General features: G+C 41.5%; 17 protein-coding genes. 12 read left to right on the top strand and 5 right to left on the bottom strand.

Going from position 1 to position 22,839, the window contains the following annotated elements; all coding sequences use genetic code 11:
• Positions 1–132: 132 nt before the first annotated feature.
• The 3 genes from G3T18_RS00175 to serA form a co-directional block, all read right to left on the bottom strand.
• On the bottom strand, positions 133–2,046 hold the full coding sequence (locus tag G3T18_RS00175; protein ID WP_224408488.1) for an FAD-dependent oxidoreductase: 1,914 nt from the start codon (positions 2,044–2,046) through the stop codon (positions 133–135).
• Positions 2,047–2,232: 186 nt separating this feature from the next.
• Positions 2,233–3,123, bottom strand: coding sequence for a 50S ribosomal protein L11 methyltransferase (gene prmA / locus G3T18_RS00170; RefSeq protein ID WP_224408487.1), 891 nt, complete (start codon positions 3,121–3,123; stop codon positions 2,233–2,235).
• A 206-nt stretch (positions 3,124–3,329) separates the two neighbouring features.
• Positions 3,330–4,910: a phosphoglycerate dehydrogenase gene (gene serA / locus G3T18_RS00165; protein WP_224408486.1), complete on the bottom strand. Its 1,581-nt coding sequence runs from the start codon at positions 4,908–4,910 to the stop codon at positions 3,330–3,332.
• Positions 4,911–5,190: 280 nt separating this feature from the next.
• Here serA and G3T18_RS00160 point away from each other — a divergent pair, with 280 nt between their 5' ends.
• The 3 genes from G3T18_RS00160 to G3T18_RS00150 all read left to right on the top strand — a co-directional run bounded on the left by G3T18_RS00160 (position 5,191) and on the right by G3T18_RS00150 (position 8,039).
• Entirely contained in the window at positions 5,191–5,703 is a 513-nt protein-coding gene (locus tag G3T18_RS00160) for a hypothetical protein (protein ID WP_224408485.1), read from the top strand.
• 40 nt (positions 5,704–5,743) lie between these two features.
• On the top strand, positions 5,744–6,523 hold the full coding sequence (locus G3T18_RS00155; RefSeq protein ID WP_224408484.1) for a photosystem II S4 domain protein: 780 nt from the start codon (positions 5,744–5,746) through the stop codon (positions 6,521–6,523).
• Positions 6,524–6,614: 91 nt separating this feature from the next.
• The gene (locus G3T18_RS00150; protein ID WP_224408483.1) at positions 6,615–8,039 is read left to right on the top strand and encodes a hypothetical protein; all 1,425 of its coding nucleotides are present in this window, start codon (positions 6,615–6,617) and stop codon (positions 8,037–8,039) included.
• Positions 8,040–8,104: 65 nt separating this feature from the next.
• On the opposite strand, the gene G3T18_RS25400 is transcribed toward G3T18_RS00150, so the two are convergent.
• The gene (locus tag G3T18_RS25400; protein ID WP_263480217.1) at positions 8,105–8,230 is read right to left on the bottom strand and encodes a hypothetical protein; all 126 of its coding nucleotides are present in this window, start codon (positions 8,228–8,230) and stop codon (positions 8,105–8,107) included.
• A 128-nt stretch (positions 8,231–8,358) separates the two neighbouring features.
• On the opposite strand from G3T18_RS25400, the gene G3T18_RS00145 reads away from it, so the two are divergent.
• Positions 8,359–10,023: a glycoside hydrolase family 10 protein gene (locus tag G3T18_RS00145; RefSeq protein ID WP_224408482.1), complete on the top strand. Its 1,665-nt coding sequence runs from the start codon at positions 8,359–8,361 to the stop codon at positions 10,021–10,023.
• Here G3T18_RS00145 and G3T18_RS00140 read toward each other — a convergent pair.
• Positions 10,020–10,601 carry a Uma2 family endonuclease gene (locus tag G3T18_RS00140; RefSeq protein WP_224408481.1) on the bottom strand — a complete coding sequence of 194 codons (582 nt, stop codon included), beginning with the start codon at positions 10,599–10,601 and terminating at the stop codon, positions 10,020–10,022. The two genes, G3T18_RS00145 and G3T18_RS00140, sit on opposite strands and share 4 nt — an antisense overlap.
• Before the next feature lie 159 nt (positions 10,602–10,760).
• Here G3T18_RS00140 and G3T18_RS00135 point away from each other — a divergent pair, with 159 nt between their 5' ends.
• From G3T18_RS00135 to hpsP, 8 genes are all read left to right on the top strand, one after another.
• Positions 10,761–12,167: a protein kinase domain-containing protein gene (locus tag G3T18_RS00135; protein WP_224408480.1), complete on the top strand. Its 1,407-nt coding sequence runs from the start codon at positions 10,761–10,763 to the stop codon at positions 12,165–12,167.
• A 186-nt stretch (positions 12,168–12,353) separates the two neighbouring features.
• Positions 12,354–14,129 carry a protein kinase domain-containing protein gene (locus G3T18_RS00130; RefSeq protein ID WP_224408479.1) on the top strand — a complete coding sequence of 592 codons (1,776 nt, stop codon included), beginning with the start codon at positions 12,354–12,356 and terminating at the stop codon, positions 14,127–14,129.
• Positions 14,130–14,205: 76 nt separating this feature from the next.
• Positions 14,206–15,801 (top strand): protein kinase domain-containing protein, encoded by a 1,596-nt coding sequence (locus G3T18_RS00125; protein ID WP_224408478.1) that lies wholly within the window; start codon positions 14,206–14,208, stop codon positions 15,799–15,801.
• A 262-nt stretch (positions 15,802–16,063) separates the two neighbouring features.
• A complete protein-coding gene (glmM, locus tag G3T18_RS00120) occupies positions 16,064–17,527 on the top strand; it encodes a phosphoglucosamine mutase (RefSeq protein ID WP_224408477.1) in 1,464 nt (487 codons plus the stop codon).
• Positions 17,528–17,625: 98 nt separating this feature from the next.
• The gene (gene hpsL / locus G3T18_RS00115; RefSeq protein ID WP_224408476.1) at positions 17,626–19,296 is read left to right on the top strand and encodes a hormogonium polysaccharide biosynthesis protein HpsL; all 1,671 of its coding nucleotides are present in this window, start codon (positions 17,626–17,628) and stop codon (positions 19,294–19,296) included.
• A 102-nt stretch (positions 19,297–19,398) separates the two neighbouring features.
• Complete coding sequence (gene hpsN / locus G3T18_RS00110; protein WP_224408475.1) at positions 19,399–20,406, top strand: hormogonium polysaccharide biosynthesis glycosyltransferase HpsN; 1,008 nt, start codon at positions 19,399–19,401, stop codon at positions 20,404–20,406.
• A 13-nt stretch (positions 20,407–20,419) separates the two neighbouring features.
• Positions 20,420–21,595: a hormogonium polysaccharide biosynthesis glycosyltransferase HpsO gene (hpsO, locus tag G3T18_RS00105; protein ID WP_224408474.1), complete on the top strand. Its 1,176-nt coding sequence runs from the start codon at positions 20,420–20,422 to the stop codon at positions 21,593–21,595.
• Between the two features lie 35 nt (positions 21,596–21,630).
• Positions 21,631–22,833, top strand: a complete 1,203-nt coding sequence (gene hpsP, locus G3T18_RS00100; RefSeq protein ID WP_224408473.1) for a hormogonium polysaccharide biosynthesis glycosyltransferase HpsP — start codon at positions 21,631–21,633, stop codon at positions 22,831–22,833.
• Positions 22,834–22,839 lie beyond the last annotated feature (6 nt).

The following is a 22,839-nucleotide window of genomic DNA, read 5'->3' as shown; positions in this document are numbered from 1 at the left end:
TTTTTCTGAGTAATTTGTTGGTTAATATTGGGTTTGGGTTGTTGGTTTTTAGCATGGTTGTAAAAAAATCGCGCAAAGTCGCTAAGTCGCAAAGGAAAGCGCTAAGTTGAGATTATCTGTGTTTATCTGTGGTTAAATTTTAAATAAGCCTTCTGGGTTGACTGAAAGGAGTTTTCGGCGATGGAGGTTTTGCTGATGGAGGATGGCGTTGGCTGCGAGTAATCCGCTACTGACTGCTCTTTCCATTAAACCACAGGGGAAGGGCATCTTGACCCAATCGCCTGCAAAGATTAAATTAGGAACAGATGTGGTAGTTTCGGGACGCTCTTCGTAACTGTTGGTGGGATACCCGGAGAAGTTTTTTTGGTTGACTAATTCGCGGTGGAGTATCTTTGCGTTGGCTAGTTCTGGTACTATTTCATATAGTTCTTGCTCGAAGGTGGTGAGAAGTGCTTCTTGGGTGGGAAATTGGCTTTCTTTGTAGCAATATGCGTGTAATTCGACGACGCTACCGCCAGTACGTTGCGCCCATTTGATAAATTGGGTTTGGATGCGATGATATAAGGTGATGCTGTCGGTGAGTGCGTAGCCGGAAAGTGAGGTAAAATTACTTTGTTGCCAGTTGAAGTCACGATCGCACCAAAAACGAGCGACTGCGAAGGGATCGGCGATCGCTAATTTTTCGATTTGGTTGGCTATTTCTGGATTAATGTCTCCTGTGCTTAAGTTAAATATTTGTTGCATTCCGGGTACGTCGGCAGCGAAAACGTAGTAGTCTGCTTTTATGGTTGCTTTGGCTTGGGGTGGTGCGGGTGTGGTGGCAACTAATTGGATTGAGTCGGCTTGGTTTTCGAGGATTTGGAAGCGCGGTAAGTCTCTTGGGGCTGGACCTGCGATAACTTTGCCGTTGCTGTCGTATAATGCTCCATGACAGGGACAAAGGAATTTTCCGTCTGGTTGGGGTTGGACTGTGCAACCTTGATGGGTGCAAGTTAAGGAGATGGCTTCGGTGTCGTTGGGTTTGGTTGCAAAGACGTTATCTGCTGTGCCGTAGTAGGTTAAATTGTCTTCTGGGATGAGATAATTACGTTGTACCCAAAAAGGAATGTTGGTTTGAGTGTTTCCTTGTTGGTAGCTGAGTGAGTCTATTTTACCGGATTTCCAGTGAATATTGCTGATGGTTGCTTGAGTGATAATTTTGCCATCGTTGCGTTGAATTGCTTTTGCGATGGGTTGGACTAAACTGGTTCCCATGTCATCGGTTGTACCGTTAAATGCTAGTCCTTCGGGGTTGCCAAAGAAATAGAAGTGAAAGAATTGTAATAATTCTCCCACACTGAGGTTATCTGGTGCATTCAGGGTTGATTTCGCGAAGGGAAGGAAGTATAAATCGTAAAGTCCTTGAGGAAAGCCGGATTTTACCCAATCAGTGACAGTAATTTCGTCATAGTTGCGAAAAGTTTTCGGAATTTGGAAACCTGTAATTGCGCGAAAGACTTGCCAATGAGAGAATTTAGTTAAATTGATACCCCAACGAAACCGATTTGGGGACGCGATCGCTAAATCAATTATATTCCAGGGAAAGGCGGAATTATTCGGGCGAAATACTTCTGGTTGATATTTACCGTTACGGAAAAGTAAGGAATAAAATTCTAAGGATTGAAAGTTGTCCTCAATTTTTAATTCTGCAACTAAACTCTTCAGATTGTAATATTGCGGGAAGAAACCGTGGAAACCATGTTCCATCATGAATTCTTCTTCTTCAACCTGAATTTTCCAACTAGCAATTTTGCCACCCAATTGAGGCGATTTTTCTAATAAAGTGACTGCAAAACCACGTTGAGAGAGTTCGTAAGCGCAAGCTAATCCGGCTAAACCTGCACCGACGACTACTACTGTTTTTTTATTGTTTAAGTAGCGCGGTAAATCTAATTTATCTTGTTGAAATATTGTCGGTTGAGGTTTAGCAAAGCGAGAATATAAAAGTAGGGAACCTGCACCGACACCAAGAATTTTTAACGCTGTACGTCTGGAGATTTGTTTCATAAGTTAGTGATTGGTGATTGGGGACTGGTGATTGGGGACTGGGAAGAGGGGGAAGAGGGGGAGGACAAGGGAGACTGAGAAAACAAGGAAGATAAACTAATAACTGGTAAATGTGATAACTGGTCACTTTTCACTGATAACTGCTAATTCCTAATCCCCAATCCCTAATCCCTAATCCCCAAGAAATTACGATCGCCGAATATTGAAACAACACCATTCTTTGCGCTTCCAAAGGGTAGCGACAACCCAACCGTGTTCTTCCAGGGTATCAGCGACTGGTTTAGCTTGTTCGAGGAGAACACCGCTAAGGATACCCCAAGTATCGGGTTTGGCGAGATCGTTCATTTGAGGAATCAAATCAACGATTACTTCGGCGAGAATATTACAGAAAAAGCCGTCTACGGGTTCGTCAATTAAATCGATTACTCGTTCGATACTACCTTGTTCGACAGCGATAATATCTGGGTCGATCTGATTGAGATGTGAATTGTTAATTGCGGCGCGTACTGCTAAAGGATCGATATCCACAGCATAAACTTTTTGTGCCCCTAGTAACGCTGACGCGATCGCCAAAATTCCCGAACCGCAGCCAATATCCGCAACGACAGTATTTTTGGCATTAAAGCTAAAGCGCATTTCCAAAGATTCAAGGCAAAGCTGAGTGGTAGGATGAGTTCCAGTACCAAAAGCGGCACCAGGATCGAGACGAACTACAATTCGTTCCGAATCTTGCGGAGGATGTAACCAAGCTGGATAGATTAAAAAGCGATCGCCAATTTCTTGCGGTTGCCAATGTTGTTTCCAACTACTCGCCCAGTCTTCTTCATCAATTAAATGCCACTTCATGACTGGGGGCGATAATTCTAAAGTCAAGGCATCTTGTCGCAACCACAAAGATAAAGCTGCTAAATCTAATAACTCGGCAGAGATTTGCGGTATATAGGCACGGATTAAGCGCGATTTGCCTTTAATCTCGCTTGCCATTCCCCGACAACCAAATTTTTCCAACCGCCAATAAATTAAATCTTCCAAGGTTGGATCGCAGAGAATCTTAATTTCCCACCAGCTATTTGCCATAACTTACACGATTGAGAATGCAGACTTCACCAAATCAGGTTTTTTGCTGACTCGATGAGTTCTGATGATGGATTTTAGTGGTTTTGATTTTGGATTTAAGATTAAAGCTTTGCTGACCATTACTCGTTTTTGAATGTAAGCATTTTCTCTGCCACAGCCGAAAGGCAATCCCAAATCCAAAATCTGTAATCCAAAATCCACGACTCCTACAAACTTACCGTGTAAGCATCACGAATGCCAGAAACTTTGGTGATTTCGCTCAAAATTCCTTCGGGGAGGGGGTCATCTAAGCTTAATGCCATGACTGCATCGCCACGCACGATTTTTCTGCCGACTTGCATACTGGCAATGTTAACGTTAAAGCTACCCAGGAGCGAGCCAATTTTACCAATAATTCCCGGCATATCCCGGTGGAGGGTAAACAGCATATTGTTGGTGGGAGGAACGTTAATCGGGAAACCGTCGAGATTGGTAATGCGAATTTCGCGATCGCCTAATAAAGCCCCGGTGACGGAATGTTCTCCTAATGAACCTTTGGCGATTAGGTGTAACGAACCAGAATAATCGTGAACTGAACTGTCTCTGGTTTCAATTACTCTGATCCCTCGTTCTTTTGCCTCAATACTGGCGTTAACGTAGTTTACTCGTTCGCGAAGGGCGATCGAGAGTAAGCCTTTCAGGGCTGCTAAAACTAAGGGTTGAGCTTGATTACTCGCTAATTCTCCTTGTAAACGCACGTCTAGCATTTCGATCCTACCGCCAGCTAATTGTCCCACCAATTTGCCGAGAGTTTCCGCGAGTTGCATATAAGGACGTAATTGTTCGAGAACGTTAGGATTGAGTCCGGGAATGTTAACAGCCGATCGCGCGGGAAGTCCTAGCAAGACATCGCGAATTTGTTCGGCTACGTCAATGGCGACGTTGACTTGGGCTTCTTCGGTAGAAGCGCCGAGGTGAGGAGTGAGAATTACTTTGGTTCCCAAATCCCGCAAAGGCGATTCTTTTAAAGGTTCTTCCTCAAAGACATCCAACGCCGCCCCGGCAATTTTACCATTGGCGATCGCTTCGGCTAAGGCTACTTCGTCGATAATCCCGCCCCGCGCACAATTGATAATTCGAGTGGTAGGTTTCATTTTCGCTAACGCTTCCGCATTAATTAAATGAGTTGTGTCGCGGGTTTTGGGAACGTGCAGCGTGATGTAATCTGATTCGGAGAAGAGTAAATCTAAGTCTACCAAACGACAACCGAGTTGATCTGCTCGTTCGGCGGAAATAAACGGATCGTAAGCGAGGATTTTCATCCCCATTGCTCGTGCTACTGTAGCCACATGAGAGCCAATTTTGCCCAAACCAACGACACCCAAGGTTTTTTTGTAAACCTCTGAACCCATGTAAAGTTTACGATCCCACTTCCCACTTTTGAGGGATTGGTTAGCTTCGGGAACGTGACGCGAAAGAGATAACATCATCGCTAAAGCGTGTTCCGCAGCCGCGATCGTATTTCCTTCGGGAGAGTTAACGACGACTATCCCTTTGCGCGTTGCCGCAGCTACGTCGATATTATCAACGCCAACTCCCGCACGTCCAATAATTTTTAGCTGATTACCAGCTTCGATAATCTCGGCTGTAACTTTCGTCCCAGAACGAACCATCAAAGCGTCGTATTCTGGCATAATCTTTACCAGTTCTTCGGCAGGTAGCCCAGTTTTTACGTCAACTTGGGCGACTTGCGAGAGAATATCAATTCCTGCTTGATTAATCGAGTCGGAAACTAGAACTTTAGACATAGAATTTAACTTGAGTTGAGATGAAATTGCGGAAGCGATGTCGGGTTCGAGACGATCTGCCTTAGCCCACAACGCAGGACTTGCCGCAGTACGATATTGTAAAGGTAAATGCGCCTACAATTGTTTAAATCCTCTAAAAGTTTTCCATTTTTTTTGCTGACACGAAGCTTGGCGGTGAGGCTGAAAGGCTAAAGAGGACTAACGATAGAGGTACTCTAACGCGGTAAACTGTTAATTTAACAATGTAGTCGAACTATTATGAATTGATAATACAACAACGATGAACTATTTAATTGCTGTACTTTCCACTCGCTTACAAGCCGAACAAGCTTACAATGCTTTAAAGGATGGCGGTATACCTGCTGACAAAATTACGATTCTCGGTGAAGGTTATCAAAGTGCTGATGAGTTTGGTTTAATTGACCCCAACGAACAAGGGACGAAGCGTTTCCAGCAAATGAGTTATTGGTTGATTCCTTTTGGTTTCGCTGCTGGTTATGTTTTTAATTTGCAAACGGGAATTGAAATTGTGAGTTCGGTTAGCCCACTGATTAATCACATTATTGGTGGACTTTTTGGCGCTGTCGGAGGGGCGATGGGCGCTTATTTTATCGGTGGTGGTGTTGGTTTATCAATTGGTAGCGGCGATGCTTTACCTTATCGTAATCGACTCAATGCTGGTAAGTATTTGATTGTTGTCCAGGGTTCGGAAGCGGTGAAAAGTCTTGCTACTCGCGTTCTGCGTCAGTTTGAACCGGAAAATATTCAAGGTTATGTGGAGCAATCTTCTTAATTATAGCTACTTTTAATAATCATTAATTACCTGTTAGCAAATGTTACCCAGAGAAGAAATTTTAAAAGGAGTTGAAAATCGCGAAACTGTTGCTCGCGTTATTGATAAAGCGGAACAAGCAATTAAAACTTGGGAAGTGGTATTAACGGATTTTCTCGCACCACCAGAGTTGGCGGAAGTTCAAGGACAATTTAAAGCCTTGACAGAAGTCAAGATTTGTGAATGGGGAGGTTATCCGCAAGCGGAACGACAACGAGTGGCTTTAGTGCGCGAAGAATTACCTTTAGAGCGATCGCAGGTGGATCTGGTAGCTTTGGATATAGCAGGTAATTTTCTCTTCGATCCTGCTACTCATCGCGACTTTCTCGGTGCAATTTTGGGGACTGGGGTAGTTCGGGAGAAAGTTGGCGATATTGTGGTTTTAGGGGAAAGAGGAGCGCAAGTCATTGTCGTTCCCGAATTGGGAGAATTTCTACAAACTAATTTAACTCAAGTGCGATCGGTTCCGGTGAAAGTACAACCGATTGAAATCGGCGAATTAAAAGTACGTCCCCCGAAAAAGAAAGAAATGACGACAGTGGAAGCTTCCATGCGCTTAGACGCGATCGCATCCGCAGGTTTTGGAATGTCACGTAGTAAAATGGGAAATCTAATTTCCTCTGGTGACGTGCGAGTGAATTGGAAAGAAGTAACCAAAGAAAGTCATAATGTGCGATCGGGAGATTTAATTTCCGTACGTGGAAAAGGACGCTTAGAAGTTGGCGAAGTTTCGATAACCAAAAAAGAACGCTATCGAGTGCAATTAACCCGCTATATGTAGGCAAAAATGCAGATCGGCTTTTTGGGGAAAAAGAGCGATCGAGCATGGGAAAATAAACAAATAGCGCAAGTTGCTCGCTCACCGATAGATTATGACTAATACTGAAACTTTCAGCAACCCAACTCCATCGCAAGCTGCTACCATCCCCTGGTGGGAAAAGGCGATCGCCCTGATTGCAGTAATCAATTTGCTTTTGGTATTATTTAACATTGCCTACGTGCCAATGCGCGATTTTTATCTGCGTCACGTTCCGGCGATCGTTCAAGTATACGATCCCATTAAAGGCATTGAACCAGAAGAATTTACTCAAAATTATCTTCACACGGTCGATCGTTTAGAAACCGAATTATTAACAGCACCAGAATTTACTCCAGAAACAGAACAAATTTTGCAAAAATTGCGTTATTTAAGCGCAGAAATGATTGACGAAAATCCTTTCTTAGCCGCCGGAAAATTTGCTACTTTTGCGAAAATCAAACGCTTGATGCGGCAGCACACGAACAGCCGTTCTGATGATACCGCCTTCACTCAATTTTGGAATTCCGATCGTTTAACTAGCGCTGGCGTAGAATCAGAATTAAGCTTTTTTGACAGCAAAATCCGACCAGCAATTAACACTAATTATTTTCGTTACGTTGACGACTACGGTCAATTTATCGATGATTTTTGGCGCATTGATGTTTTCTTCGTCGGCTTTTTTGCCATTGAATATATAAGTCGCAGTTTTCTGATGAGTTTGCGTCAGCCAAAAGTTCATTTATTAGACGCAATGTTGCGACACTGGTACGATATTTTCATGTTATTTCCAGTTTGGCGATGGTTGCGAATCATCCCCGTCATGGTCAAAGTACATAAAAGCAAATTAGTCAATACCGAAAGAGTCTTAGCCCAAATTACCCACGAACCCGCAGCCTACCTCTCAGACAGAATTTCCCAATTTGTCCTAGTGCGAATTATCAATCAAGCCAAAGACTCAGTAGTCCAAGGAGAGTTAGCGCGATCGCTACTATATCCCCAACCCTACAAAGCCGTCAACGAGATCAACGAAATTGAAGTAATTACTGACAAAATCTTAAATTTGACAATTTACAAAGTTTTGCCAAAAGTACAACCAGAATTAGAAGAATTACTTCATTATTCCCTGCGGAATGCTTTTCAAGATTCTGATTTTTATCAGACAATGCAAAAAGTTCCCGGACTAGGAAATTTACCAGCCGAAGTTCTAGAAAACTTAGCCAATCAATTAGCAGAAGCAGCAGTTGATGTGTTAGCATCTTCTTATGCCGATGTCGAAGGTCGCCAACTTTTTGACCGCTTTTCCCACGATTTCAGTCGGGCTTTACGCAACGAACTACGCAACAAAGAAACTCTCGCTGAACTAGAATTATTACTATCCGATTTACTCGAAGAAATTAAACTCAACTACGTGGTTAGTTCAGCCAAAACTGACCCTACCGAAACAATGGAAGAAGTCGAAAAAATTGTCGAAAATACCGAAAACAAACAAGCCAATTAATTAATTAACAAGTAGGGGCAATCCCCCCGCGATCGCCCCGACCATATAAAATTTAAACTTAGTAATTAATACCAAGCAGTCACATATTGACTAACCAAAGTTTGATTTCCCTGAGTAACAACCAACTTAGTGCCATCCAGACTATAGCGAACATTGCCATAATTATGGCATTTGAGTTTAGCAAGTGTCATCCCCAGCAGCAAATTTTTTGTCTACAATTTGGTCAGACCAAAGAATAGCTGCTTGGGGAAACTACTCAAACCTTATCAGAGTCAAAGTTATAGTCCCAGAAATCGCCTACATTTAGGAATTCATACTTATGCGTAGAAAAAACTTTTTATTCGGTAGTTTAGTTGCAGGTAGTGTAATTTTTACCTCAATCCTGTTTAATTTAGCCGTTAACCAAGCAACACAACTATTTTCCAAACCATCGGATACAAAACAAATTTCTCTTCTCTCATCGGAAGTTATTCCACCACCTCCAGAAAGAGAATTTCGTGGCGTTTGGGTAGCAACAGTCATTAACATTGACTGGCCCTCAAAAGCAGGTTTAACCAGCCAACAACAGCAAGCAGAATTAATTGAAATTCTCGATCGCGCCGCCGAACTTAACTTAAATGCAGTGGTTTTTCAAGTACGCCCTGCGGCTGACGCACTTTACGACTCTCCCTACGAACCTTGGTCTGAATCTTTGACAGGAGAGATGGGAAAAGCGCCTACTCCCTACTACGATCCCCTAGCATTTGCAGTAGAGGAGGCGCATAAGCGAGGTTTAGAGTTACACGCCTGGTTCAACCCATACCGAGCATATCACGAGAAAGCCACTTCACCAATTTCTGCGAATCATATTAGTCAAACTCGTCCTCATTTAGTTAAAGAACATGGTAAATATCTTTGGCTCGATCCGGGAGAACCGGAAGTTCAAGATTATTCAATTAAAGTAATTATGGATGTAGTTCGCCGCTACGATATTGACGGCGTTCACCTCGATGATTATTTTTATCCTTACGGTGCAGACCGCTATTTTCCGGATGAAGAAAGCTGGCAAAAATATTTGGAATCGGGAGGTACATTAACAAAAGATGACTGGCGACGAGAAAATAATAATATGTTTGTCCAGCGTCTTTATGAAGGAATTAAAGCGGTAAAACCTTGGGTCAAATTTGGTATTAGTCCTTTTGGTATTTGGCGACCAGGAAATCCCGAACAAATCAAAGGTTTAGATGCTTATCAACAACTTTATGCTGATTCTCGTAAATGGTTAGCTAATGGTTGGGTAGATTATTTTGCACCGCAATTGTATTGGAAAATTGACCAACCAGAACAAAGTTATCCGGTTTTGTTATCTTGGTGGAGCGAGCAAAATATCCAAGATAGACATCTATGGGTAGGAAACTACACGGGTAGAGTTAGTAATACTTCTGAGTTAGGTTGGCAAGCTGAAGAAATTATTGCGCAAATTGAGGAAACAAGAAAAGAGTTAGGAGCAACGGGAAATATTCATTTTAGTATGAAAAGTTTGCTCGAAAATCGGGGCGAAATTACGACAAAATTAGCGAATGAAGTTTATGCTAATCCGGCGTTAGTTCCTGCCTCACCGTGGTTGGAAAATCGGCTACCTGCTCAACCAATTGTAGCTGCGGAAGGAGAGTTTCAAGCACCTCTAGTTTGTCCAAATAGTTCTTCATCTCCATCGATCGAATGGGGAAGGGAAATTCCTCCTGCTTGTGAAACAGAAGCGGGAGTTGTAGTTAGACCAGATCGTCGTGAAAAAATTAAATTAACTTGGCGTTCTTCAGAGGAAGAAGACGTTTGGTTGTGGGTAGTACAAATGAAAAAAGGACAGCAGTGGACAACAGAAATTTTACCAAGAATAGAGACGGCTTATCTTATCGATTCTGATGCTTCAATTGTAGCTGTTTCTGCGGTTAACCGTTATGGTACTCAAGGTAAGGCTGCGGTGGTAGAGATTAATGATAATTAACGCCAAATTGCTTCAAGATTGAGAACAAAATTGGGTAAGATATCTTCTCCAGACAAAGTTCTTGGCGAGTTAAGGAGTTCCTTAGCTTGCCGGAATCTATAAATTTCGACTTCTCGATTTTGGCGATTAATTAACCATCCTAAAAGCGTGCCATTATCAAGATATTCTTGCATTTTTTCTTGTAGAGATTTCAAGGAATCACTAGGAGAACGTAATTCGATTACAAAGTCAGGACAAATTGGGGGAAATTTATCTTGTTGTTCTGGACTCAGACGGTTCCATTTTGCCAATGAAATCCAAGCCGCATCCGGCGAACGATATGCACCGTTAGGTAGTTGAAAACCTGTAGAAGAATCAAAAGCAACACCAGTTCGATCTAGATCCGACCAGTTAGCTAATTGTTGAGTAATTTTGAGGTTATATCTACCTGTATTTCCCCCTGTGGGCGGCATAACAATTAGTTCTCCATTGCTAGTTTTTTCAAATTTGAGATCCCGGTTATTTTGGCAAAGCTGATAAAATTGCTCGTCAGTAAGATGAACGGCATCTAAATTTAAAATTAAAGAAGTCGTAACCATAGGATTAATTGTGCTGGTGAGGGTGAAACTTATGTTAAACAGACAGCAATAATTTAAGTTTAACAGGCAGTAGTTAGGATAGTATAAGAATTAGAATCTTTTCGGGGGTGCGTTAGTCTAGTTAATATCCGCGATCGCGCCATAATTGAGGAATAGCTTGTGACACTCCAACTCTTAAACAATCGCTATCATGTTATTCGTACTCTGGGAAGTGGTGGCTTTAGCGAAACTTTTCTCGCTGAAGATACCCAAATGCCTTCTTCTCGCCTTTGTGTGATTAAACAGCTTAAACCTGCTAATAATAATCCGGAATTATATCAGTTAGTCCAAGAACGTTTTGCTAGAGAAGCAGCAATTTTAGAAAAGTTAGGTGAAGCAAATTCGCAAATTCCTAAGTTATATGCTTATTTATCTGAAGGAGGACAATTTTATTTAGTTCAAGAATGGATTGAAGGTGATACTCTTACTCAACTGGTACAAAAGCAAGGAAAACTTAGCGAAAGTACCGTTAAAGAAATTTTAATTAGTATTTTACCTGTCCTTGATTACGTTCACGGTCAGCAGATTGTCCACCGGGATATTAAACCAGATAATATCATTATTCGTTCTAGCGATCGCGTTCCTGTATTGATCGATTTTGGTGCAGTTCGCGAAGCAATGGGAACTACTCTTTCTTCTCAAGGTAATTATACCAGTTCAATTGTGATTGGTACGCCCGGATTTATGCCTTCGGAACAGGCAGCAGGACGACCTTTATATTCTAGCGATTTGTATAGTTTGGGCTTAACTGCAATCTATTTACTGACTGGAAAAATTCCTCAAGATTTAACTAGCGATCCGCAAACTGGAGAGGTGATTTGGCAACAATATGCACCGCAGATTAGTGATAGTTTCGCTGCGGTTTTGAATAAGGCTGTAATGTCTCATCCGAAAGAAAGATATTACACTGCTGATGAAATGCTTGCAGCTTTGCAAGGTTCGCCTAGATCGAGTCAAAAAACTATTAGTTATCAACAGCAACAACAGAAGTTTTCCCCATCTCCATCGCCTTCTCCTTCTCCGCAAAAAAGTAATAAAGGATTGATAAGTAGTTTAATTATTGGTGGTTTTGTCGGAGTTGTAGTTGTCGTTGCTTTTGCTTTATTTTCTGACGAATTATTTCCTCCAAATGTTCCAGATTCTCCAGATAATCCTACTCCCATTCAATCACAAAATCCCTCACCTGTAGCTAAACCTTCCTCACAAAGTGCATTAATTAATTACTACGAAGCAATCAATAACCAACAGTATCGAGAAGCGTGGGATTTACGAACTCCTGAATCACAAAATGATGCAGAACAACACCCCGAAGGTTATAAATCTTTTACTGACTGGTGGACGCAAGTTAGACGAGTAGATATTCTCGATTTAGACGTAGTAGGAGAAAGTGGAGATTTTGCTACTGTAGATAGTGAATTGCGTTATTTACTTAATAGTGGTAAAACTATTAATCAAAGTTTGCGTTTTAATTTTATCTGGGATAATCAAAGGGAAGAATGGCTTTTAGATGATGTGGAAAGACTGTAATTTTCTTGGCATTTGCAAATTACTAAAATTACTGTTTTTTTGCATAAAGTGATAGAATTGGTCAAAGGTCAGCAGTAAGTTTATTTAAAGAGCGAATTCGAGCTATCTTAGCTAGTCAAAGCTAGAAGTGAGGATGTAGTCGGTATTTTTTTGTGTTATTTTCGAGAAAAATATCCTCTTAAGCCGATGATACCTCAGCTATTAAACGATCGCTATCGGATTCTCCGTACTTTGGGAAGTGGCGGATTTGGCGAAACTTTCCTCGCAGAAGATACTCAAATGCCTTCTGCTCGCAAGTGCGTGATTAAGCGGCTTTTGCCTATCAATAACAATCCCCAGGTGTATGAGTTAGTTAAAGAGCGATTTGCGCGGGAAGCGGCGATTTTAGAAGAGTTAGGCGATGCTAATCGGCAAATTCCCCGTTTGTATGCTTATTTTGAGTCTGGGGGAGAGTTTTATTTGGTGCAAGAATTTGTTGATGGGGAAACGCTGACTGATTTGTTGAAAAAACAGGGAAGTTTAAGCGAAAGTTACGTTGAAGAAATTTTAATTAAATGTTTACAGATTTTAGATTACATTCATAGTAAACGAATCGTACATCGCGATATTAAACCGGATAATATTATTTTACGTGCTGCCGATCGTTTACCTGTGCTAATTGATTTTGGTGCAGTGCGGGAAGCGATGGGAACTGTGGTTAATTCTCAAGGAAATGCTACCAGTAGTATTATTATTGGTACGCCTGGATTTATGCCTTCGGAACAAGCGGCGGGACGACCTTTGTATTCTAGCGATCTGTATAGTTTGGGTTTAACTGCGATTTATTTATTAACTGGTAAAATGCCCCAGGAGTTAGAAAGTAATCCCGAAACTGGTGAGGTTATTTGGCGGCAATTTGCTTTACAAGTTAGTCCGAATTTTGCCGAGATTTTAACTAAAGCAGTGATGTCTCATCCACGCGATCGCTATCCGACTGCGCAAGCGATGTTACAAGCTTTGCAGTTGCGAAAAGCAGCTACAACACCGACAATTCCGATTTCGCCAGGGACGCGAAAACCAATACCGGAAACTGTTCCTTCTCTGCCACCAACTCCTCAAAATAAGCCTAATAGTAATTTGATGTTTGGTGGTTTAATCGCTAGTGGTTTGATTGGCGCAGCCGCGATTATTGCTTTGGCAATTAATCAGGAGAAGCATTCACTTATTGAACCCATTGTAACTCATGAAACGCCTGCAATCCCTGCGGAAATTGAGAACGATCCCCCAGCGATCGCGCCTTCCCCAACTCAAGATAGTTCCTATGTTTGGTTAGCTGAAAGACGAGTTACTGATGCCGATCTGGTTGGTAAAACTGCTTTTGAATTAGATATCATGCGTAATTCAATTTTTGCTCGTCATGGGCGGAGGTTTCAATCTCAAGAATTACAAACTTATTTTAATAGTCAAACTTGGTACGATCCCCGTTATTCTCCAGAAGAATTTCCGGTGAATTTACTTTCTCAATTAGAACAAGAGAATGCTGCTTATATTTTACAATATCAAAATGAAAATAACTTAAGATGGATTACAGACGCATCTCCTCAGTCAGCAAATTTAGTTAGTTTAAATGATGAAAATTTGGGAGATCGCTCATCGCCAAAACAAGCGATTCAACAGCAATTTAGTTTAATTAATAGTGGCGATTATCAAACTGCTTGGCATCGGCTTTCGCCGCAGTTTCAAAGCAATCGTCAAGTCTTCCCTGAAGGTTATACTACTTATAAAAATTGGTGGGAAACAGTAGATTTTGCCGAGCTGGAAACAGTGCAAATTATAGAGGAAAATAACAAAAATGCTATCATCGATTATCAGGTGAACTACTATCTGAAAAATGGGAAAACTTCTCCTGAGTCTCGGCGAGTTATTCTTACTTGGAATCCCCAAGAGCAGATTTGGAAATTTGAGCGAAGTTTTGCTAGGTAAAATTAAGTAACAATCTTCAGGTTTTCCCAAAATATTAAGAATCATTTAGTTTACTTGACAAAAATAATTTTTAATTATGACTACAATTTTAAACAATCGCTATCAAATAATTAACACTTTAGGCAGTGGTGGCTTTGGCGAAACTTTCCTCGCTGAAGACACTTATATGCCTTCGCGTCGTCGTTGTGTTATCAAACAACTGAAACCGATAAGTAATAATCCCCAAATGTATCAGTTGATTCAAGAACGTTTTGCCAGAGAAGCTGCCATTTTAGAAGAACTTGGTCGCGGGAATTCGCAAATCCCCGATCTTTTTGCTTATTTTTCCGAAGGCGGACAATTTTATTTAGTTCAGGAATATATTGCCGGAGAAACCCTAACTAAATTGGTGCAAAATCAGGGTAATTTGAGTGAAAATGTCGTTAAAGATATTTTAGTTAAAATTTTACCAGTTCTTGGTTATGTTCATAGTAAAAAAATTGTTCATCGAGATATTAAGCCAGAGAATATTATTATTCGTTCCTCCGATAGCTTGCCTGTTTTAATTGATTTTGGGGCAGTGAAAGAAGCAATGGGAACAGTAGTAAATTCCCAAGGAAATAGTACCGCTTCGATTGTAGTTGGGACACCAGGATTTATGCCTTCCGAACAAGCAGCCGGACGACCTTTATATTCCAGCGATCTGTTTAGTTTAGGCTTAACCGCCATTTATTTACTAACAGGAAAAACTCCTCAGCAGTTAACTAGCGATCCTCATACGGGAGAGGTATTATGGCAACAATTTGCGCCCCAAGTAAGCCAAATTTTGGCTAACATTTTAACTAAAGCAGTGATGTCACATCCGCGCGATCGCTACCCTAGCGCCCAAGCTATGCTCCAAGCATTACAGTCGCCAATCCCAGTAACACCAATAGCACCGACAATTCCCCTAGCTTCACCCGTACCTGAAACCGAAGAAACTTTAGTCGTCTCCCCAGCCGGAAGACAGCAACAAGCTCAACCAGTTTCGCCAGTTCAACTGCCTGTTTCTAATAATCAAAATAATAGTTTACTTTTCGGTAGTTTGATTGCTGGAGGGATTATTGGTGCTTCCGTAGTTATCGGTTATGCTTTGACACGCGATCCCGAACCGAATACGGTAATTTCTTCAACAGAAAATTCTCCTGCCCCTACTAATTCTTCTCATGTTACTTCTTCCACTAATAGCGATCGTGACACTTTGACGACACCACCAGATAATTCTAGCAATGTAAATACCGCAAATCCCAATAATCCTCTAGTTAATCAACCGAATAATCCTAACACGGGAAATCCTGCTAAATCCTTAGCTAAACCGTCACCCAAACAGGCATTACAAGACTATTATGCAATTATTAATCAAGAGGATTATCAAACAAGTTGGAGTAAATTTACAACTAATTTTCAAAACAATAGCCAAGTTCATCCTCAAGGCTATCAATCTTATACAGGTTGGTGGACAACAGTAGATTTCGTTGATATAGAAGATGTCAGATTAGTAAATGAAGGAGTAGAAGTTGCTGAAGTAGATGCTCGTTTACGTTATTATCTGAAATCGGGGAGGGTCTCGAATCCTAATTTAGTAAGATTTCGGTTAGTTTGGGATGAAAATACTAATCAATGGTTAATTGATGGTGCGAAGTCCAGCCAGTGATATAAAGGTGGCTAAAGTTTTCTGAAAAGGAAAACTTGGGTTATTAGCCGAGCAAATATCAAGATTCTCCCTTTGGACGCAAGGCGAAAACAAGTAGCCCAGTTTCGCAACCAAGTATATAACTCTTAAGATCTCTAGTCCGGAGTAAAGTGAAATTTGCGGCTAAAAATAGATAAAGGCTATTAATCACACTGGGGAGAACAAATTCGGCTGAAAATGTTATCCTCCACTGTGAGTGTGTTGTGTGAGGAATATTTAAGTTATGGTTAAATCTCCTATCCGGACTCAGGAGGTCACTCGTGTAGATGTTTTGCGTCAAACTGCATCCGTAAAAGCGACTCCTTTGAGTTATTTGACGGCTTTACCGAAGTCGGCGTTGTTTGGTACTGATGGTATTCGTGGTAAGGCGGGAGAGTTACTGAATGCGCCTTTGGCATTGCAAGTGGGTTTTTGGGCTGGTAAGGTGTTGCAAGCTAAGGCTCCCCAGTTAGGTCCGATGATTTTAGGGCAAGATTCGCGGAATTCTAGCGATATGTTGGCTAATGCTTTAGCGGCTGGTTTGACTTCAGCAGGCTTAGAAGTTTGGAATTTGGGATTATGTCCGACTCCTTGTGTAGCGTATCTGACTAGCATTACGGATGCGGTGGGAGGAATTATGATTTCCGCTAGCCACAACCCGCCAGAAGATAATGGGATTAAGATTTTTGGCAGTGATGGCACAAAGCTAGAACTAGCTTTACAACAAGAAATTGAAGCAGGAATCAGAGGAAGGGAAGATTCGACTAATTCGGCACTGAAGTGGGGTAAGTCTTATCAAAGACAGTTGTTAGTGCAAGATTATGCGAACTTTTTGCAGCGATCGCTCCCCGTGGATGTAAATTTGCAGGGTATGAAAATTGTCCTAGATCTGGCTTGGGGAGCTTCTGCTCGGTTAGCGCCGCAGCTCTTCCAAGCTTTGGGCGCAGAAGTCATCTGTTTGCACGAAGAACCCGATGGAAATCAAATTAATGTCAATTGTGGCTCGACGCACTTAGATGTGCTGAAAGAGGCTGTCAAGCTGTATTCAGCCGATTTAGGTTTTGCTTTTGATGGCGATGCCGATCGCGCAATGGCAGTCGATAGTTGTGGCAATGTGATTGACGGCGACTACATTCTTTATTTTTGGGGTCAGAGCTTGCAAGCCGCCGGAAAACTGCCAGAGAATTTAATTATTGCGACCGTGATGGCAAATTTAGGTTTTGAGCGAGCATGGCAAGAGCGTGGTGGTAAAATGATCCGAACTCCAGTCGGCGATCGCCACGTTCACGCCCAAATGTGCAGTACAGGTGCGAAACTAGGAGGCGAACAGTCAGGACACATTCTCTGTCATCACTACAGCATCACCGGAGATGGCATTCAAACCGCATTACATTTAGCTTGTTTAGTCCGCCAGTCAGGAGTTTCCCTCGCCGACTTAGTAGCCGAAAGCTTTACACCTTATCCTCAATTGTTGCGAAACGTGCGCGTCGAAGACAGAGAAACCCGCCGTAACTGGCAAGAATGTCTAGAATTGCAAAAGGCGATCGCGCAAGCTGAAACAGCAATGGGAAACCAAGGACGCATCTTAGTCCGCGCCTCTGGAACCGAACCCGTCATCCGCGTCATGGTAGAAGCGGCTGAAGTCGAAGTTGCTAACTATTGGACTACCAAACTCGTCAGCGCAGTCCAAACCCACCTCGTCGGTTAATTGTAGTAGGGGCAACCCCCCGTGGTTGCCCCATTTTTCCAAAAGCTTAACAATTCTTGTGCCACAATCGAGAGGAAGGACAGCTTAAACAAGCTTCTATGCTCAAATCTAAAAAAAAGAAAAAATCTCAAAAAGGAAAAAAACAATCAGAGCAACCACCTCTCAGTCTCAAAGAACAGCTAGCTAAAAAACGGCAAGCGCAAGAGACGCGAAAAAAGCTAATTAGTTTAGTTAGTGGTTCTCTTTTTTTTGGTATTGCTGTTGGTTTACCTTTAGCTTTTGCCGTCAAACCTCTCATTGGCGCAGCTATAGCAGCCGGAATTCCTTGTTTAGTTTTATCCTATGTTTATCCCCGCCAAGCACTATGGTTTTTCCTCATTTATTTACCTTTTTCTGGTACAGTTCAGTACCAAATTATGGGCGGGAATGCTATTTTTTCTCTAGCAAAAGATGCTTTTTTCATTCCCGCTATGCTGGGATTAATGCAAGAATGTAAGCAAAAAAAGCAACCTTTTATGGTGCCGAAAAAGCTGCTTACTACCCTGTGGCTTCTCCTGGGTTTTTCGCTGCTGACACTATTTTTAGTTAACCTACCCTTACAACTTTCTGGTGAAGCCAAAGGAAATCCTTTTCCCCAAGGAATTCTCGGCTTAAAAGTCTTGCTTGGTTACGTTCCTCTCATTTTCTGCGCTTATTATTTAATTGAAAATAAAAAGCAGTTACTTTTTCTCGCTCGCCTACATTTGATACTAGCAATTATTTGCTGTTTGTTAGGAATAGTTCAGTATTGGATGCTTGATAGTGGCAGATGTGAAGGAACGCGCAATGCCACAGGAGTTGACCTGTTTACAGCTAGTATTGAAGCCAAATGTTTTGTTGGTGGTTCTTTAACTTTTAGCCCTTCCGAAAACCAAATTCGTTTGCCAGGAACTTTACCCTCTCCTTGGCACTGGGCTTGGTTTCTAATTCCTAATAGCGCCCTGACTTTTACCGTAGCTTTTTGCGACCCGAAAAATGTCTGGCGAATTACTGGTTTGGTTGGCATGGCATTAGTATTTATTAATGCGGTTATTTCGGGACAAAGAATTGCTCTTGCCTTAGTGCCAGTGGTGACAGTATTTTTACTAATTCTAACCGGACAAATCACTAATTTAAAACGCTTTTTGCCGATTGGGATTGGCTTAGGAATTTTGCTATTTGGGGTCATGGTAAGTAACCCCACAGTGGTACAAGAAAGAATTGATAGTTTTGTTACTCGCTGGCAAGCTTCTCCTCCGACCAAATTTATTGAAGAACAATTTGGTTGGGCAATTAAGGAACAAGAAGGAATCTTTGGGAGAGGATTAGGAACAGCGACAAATTCCACGCGCATTTTTGGTAAAACTGTTTTAGTAGAAACTTTTCACCCGAAAATTCTTTATGAAATGGGCTGGTTTGGTTTGCTAGGTTTTTTGATTTTTGTGACTCATTTAATGGTAGTTGCTTTTCAGTCTCGCCAGAGCATCAAGGAAAAGACTTTACGCAGTTTCGCTTCTTCTTATTGGGTGTTTCTTTTGATTATTAGTTATTTCCCTTACTGGTATCCTTTAGATACAGACCCAGTAGCAGTTTATTACTGGTTTTTCGCTGGGGTAATTTATAAATTGCCGGAAATAGATAAGCAAGAACAAGAAGCCAAACTGAAAGCAGCACAAGAAAATCCAGAGTTAGAAACTAAAGCAGGTAAAAAAAATGGGCGGCGTAGTTTGTCAAGAAGTTCTCGTCGTTAGGAGTAAAATAAATTAGGAGCAGAAATTAAAGTTCAGCAATTGCTCGGTTATTAGGTTATTTTTTGTCAGTAGAAATTTAGATAATCTACATTTAATCTCGTTATGAATTTGCCTGCAATTTCGGTAATTATTCCAACTTACGGACGGGAAGCGGCGCTAAGAGACAGCATTTGCGATCTACTTCAGCAAGACTACCCTGATTTTGAAGTGTTAGTGGTAGACCAAACAGCTAATCACGAACCAGAAACAGAGAAATTCTTAGCAGAACTGGCGAATAGTGGGAAAATTAGCTGGTTTCGCGTGAATTGGGCGAGTTTACCTGGGGCGAGAAATTATGGCGTGCGGCGATCGCGCGGTGAGGTTATTCTGTTTATTGATGATGATGTTCAATTGCCGTCAGGTTATCTGCACTCTCATGCTCGTCATTATGTCCGCAAAGAAGTTGGTGCGGTAGCGGGACGAGTTTTTGACCGCATGAAATTGGCTGACTCTGGAAATAAGTTCCAAATTGAAGATTTACCACCGGAAGCGATGGACCCAGGTATTGCTTGGTATTATCTCGATTTGGTGCATACGGTCAAGCCGCAGCGTGTAATTTCGGCGCGAGGTTGTAATATGTCTTACCGTAAGGAGATTTTTACCCAGCATGGGGTTTGGTTTGATGAAAGATTTCGCGGTTCGGCTGTTCGCGAAGAGTCAGATTTTTGCTTAAGATTGCGGAAAACAGGCTATCACGTTTGGTATGACCCCGAAGCGAATTTAGTTCATTTGGGAGAAATGACTGGCGGCTGTCACGATATCGATACGCGATCGCTACAATATCAGTTTACCTTTTATCACAATCATTTCCTCATGGCGCTAAAAAATCTGACTTTCTCTCAACAATTGCGCCTTTATGCAAAACTTTTTGATTGTCACGTTTTAGGTAATCCTCCCTGCAATAAAAGCGGTTCCCCAATCAAAATTATTACTCGCGGAATTTTCTACAGTTTGGGTTTCCTCAATGCTGTGAATACCCGAATTAAATCTCTTTGGGATGACGGACAAGTTTACACTCGTCAAGACACAGAAATAACTACCCCAAACACAGCAACTAAAGTGAATGTTTAACCACGAAATAGTCATGAAAATTCTTGTTGCTAGTCATACTTATATCGTTGACCTCAACTGCGAAAAGCTGAAAAAATTAGCTAATTTTAACCCAAAGCTTGAGGTGACAATAGTTGTCCCAAAACGCTGGCGACCTGGTGGCGTCCAAAATAAAATTATTGAAACCAAACCCCAAACTGAAGGCAATTTTCGTATAGTTCCCGTAAGTAATTTTAGTGAAAATAATCAAGGCTTACTTACATTTGGCGCTGACTTAATTAGCTTATTGCGTCAATTCAAACCGCAAATTGTTCAAGCAGAACAAGGCGCCAAAGCCTTGAGTTATGCCCAATTAATTACCCTGAATAAATTGCTAAATTTAAAAGCCAAAAATGTCTTCTTTACTTGGTGGAATTTACCTTACACATCTAAATTTCCCATTAATTGGCTAGAAGCTTATAACTTAAACAACACTGACGGCTTAATTATCGGCAATCAAGATGGCTTAGAAGTATTGCGAGAACATGGCTATCAAGGAAAAGCCAAAATCATGCCTCAGTTAGGCGTAGATCAACAATTATTTGCCCCTCGTCCTCAACCAGAATTAGCTTCTCAATTAGGAATTACACAGGACGATTTTATCATTGGTTTTGTCGGACGCTTTGTTGAAGAAAAAGGCATTCTCACGCTACTAAAAGCTTTAACTACTTTAAAAGAATTAAACTGGAAATTGCTTTTATTAGGAAGAGGAGATTTAAAAGCAACCATTCTCGCTACAGCTAAAGAAGCAGGAATAAAAGACCGACTAATTTTAGTCGAAAGCGTCCCTCACGATGAAGTTCCTCGCTATATCAACTTGATGAATGTCCTCGTCTTACCCTCAGAAACTACCTACAAATTTAAAACCTTAACTGCGGCGGGATGGAAAGAACAATTCGGTCATGTTTTAATCGAAGCAATGGCTTGTAAAGTACCTGTCATTGGTTCTGACTCTGGCGAAATTCCGAACGTGATTGGTGAGGCTGGTTTAATCTTTCCAGAGGCAGATGCAGAGGCGCTAGCAAATTGTCTCAAGTCGCTATTATCCCAGCCAGAATTAAGGGAAAAATTAGCAGAATTGGGTTATCAAAAAGTAATGGCACAATATACGAATCAAGCTTTGGCAAAACAACAGTTAGAATTTTACCAGGAGTTATTGGAGTCAAAATAATCTCCTACAAAAATTGTTTATTTTAGCTAATTAAAATGCGTGTTTTACAAATTGTTCCTTCAGTTTCTCTGGTTTATGGCGGTCCGAGTCAAATGGTATTGGGACTATCAAAAGCCTTAGCTGCTGAAGGTGTCGAGGTGACGCTACTAACTACTAATTCTAATGGCGATGCGGGACAACCTCCTTTAGATGTACCGCTTCAGCAACCGCTTTCCCAAGATGGATATAAAATTATTTATTTCCGTTGTTCTCCTTTCCGTCGCTATAAGTTTTCTCTCGATTTGTTAGGCTGGTTAGCTAATAATGCTAAAGCTTACAATCTTGCCCATATTCATGCTTTATTTTCGCCGATAAGTACGGCGGCGGCAACCGTGGCAAGAATCAAAAAGTTACCTTATATAATGCGTCCTTTGGGTACTCTTGACCCAGCCGATTTACAAAAGAAACGTCAGTTAAAGCAAATTTACGGTCAATTGTTAGAAAAACCTAATTTAGCTAATGCGGCTGCGGTTCATTTTACTAGCGAACAAGAAAGGCAAATTTCGGAACGTTTTGGCGCACAAACGCGGGATTTAGTAATTCCTTTGGGTGTGGAATTACCGCCTAATTTACCAGAGTTAGGAACTACGCGCAAGCAGTTAGGAATTGCGGCGGAAAAACCGTTAATTTTGTATATGTCTCGCCTTGACCCGAAAAAGGGTTTAGATTTATTAATTCCTGCTTTAGAAAGGTTGTTAAGAGAAGGTGTTGATTTTCATTTTGTGTTAGCGGGGGGAAACCCACAAAATCCAGATTACGAAAGGAAAATTCGCGAACAAATTAAAGCTTCACAATTAGCAAATTGGACAACAATTACAGGTTTTGTTACTGGCGAAAAGAAGCTAGGTTTGCTTCAGGACGCCGATTTGTTTGTTTTGCCTTCTTATTACGAAAATTTCGGAATTGCCGTGGCTGAGGCGATGGCGGCGGCAACTCCGGTGGTAATCTCCGACCAGGTGCATATTTGGCAAGAAGTACAAGAAGCTGAGGCTGGTTGGGTAACAAAATGTAATATTGATTCCTTGACAAAGACAATAAAAAGTGCTATAGAGGAAGTTGATTCTCGACAAGAAAGGGGAATGAAAGCGAAAAAACTAGTTATCGAGAAATATAGCTGGGACGCGATCGCGCGTCAAACCATTGTTGCTTACAAGCAAATTATGAAGGCGTCTGAAAGTCGCGATTTAGGAAAAAATTGAGCGGAT

This window comes from Oscillatoria salina IIICB1 (genome assembly GCF_020144665.1).
In the GTDB taxonomy this organism is placed as follows: Bacteria; Cyanobacteriota; Cyanobacteriia; order Cyanobacteriales; family SIO1D9; genus IIICB1.
This window is presented reverse-complemented; position numbering and strand designations above follow the sequence as displayed.

Bases quoted from the DNA above. Each gene is read 5' to 3' on its own strand.
- glmM (WP_224408477.1), top strand. From the start codon at position 16,064: ATGGTTAAATCTCCTATCCGGACTCAGGAGGTCACTCGTGTAGATGTT.
- prmA (WP_224408487.1), bottom strand. From the start codon at position 3,123: ATGGCAAATAGCTGGTGGGAAATTAAGATTCTCTGCGATCCAACCTTG.
- G3T18_RS00140 (WP_224408481.1), bottom strand. From the start codon at position 10,601: ATGGTTACGACTTCTTTAATTTTAAATTTAGATGCCGTTCATCTTACT.
- G3T18_RS00145 (WP_224408482.1), top strand. From the start codon at position 8,359: ATGCGTAGAAAAAACTTTTTATTCGGTAGTTTAGTTGCAGGTAGTGTA.
- hpsN (WP_224408475.1), top strand. From the start codon at position 19,399: ATGAATTTGCCTGCAATTTCGGTAATTATTCCAACTTACGGACGGGAA.
- G3T18_RS00175 (WP_224408488.1), bottom strand. From the start codon at position 2,046: ATGAAACAAATCTCCAGACGTACAGCGTTAAAAATTCTTGGTGTCGGT.
- hpsP (WP_224408473.1), top strand. From the start codon at position 21,631: ATGCGTGTTTTACAAATTGTTCCTTCAGTTTCTCTGGTTTATGGCGGT.
- G3T18_RS25400 (WP_263480217.1), bottom strand. From the start codon at position 8,230: ATGACACTTGCTAAACTCAAATGCCATAATTATGGCAATGTTCGCTAT.
- G3T18_RS00160 (WP_224408485.1), top strand. From the start codon at position 5,191: ATGAACTATTTAATTGCTGTACTTTCCACTCGCTTACAAGCCGAACAA.
- hpsO (WP_224408474.1), top strand. From the start codon at position 20,420: ATGAAAATTCTTGTTGCTAGTCATACTTATATCGTTGACCTCAACTGC.
- G3T18_RS00150 (WP_224408483.1), top strand. From the start codon at position 6,615: ATGACTAATACTGAAACTTTCAGCAACCCAACTCCATCGCAAGCTGCT.
- hpsL (WP_224408476.1), top strand. From the start codon at position 17,626: ATGCTCAAATCTAAAAAAAAGAAAAAATCTCAAAAAGGAAAAAAACAA.
- serA (WP_224408486.1), bottom strand. From the start codon at position 4,910: ATGTCTAAAGTTCTAGTTTCCGACTCGATTAATCAAGCAGGAATTGAT.
- G3T18_RS00155 (WP_224408484.1), top strand. From the start codon at position 5,744: ATGTTACCCAGAGAAGAAATTTTAAAAGGAGTTGAAAATCGCGAAACT.
- G3T18_RS00125 (WP_224408478.1), top strand. From the start codon at position 14,206: ATGACTACAATTTTAAACAATCGCTATCAAATAATTAACACTTTAGGC.
- G3T18_RS00130 (WP_224408479.1), top strand. From the start codon at position 12,354: ATGATACCTCAGCTATTAAACGATCGCTATCGGATTCTCCGTACTTTG.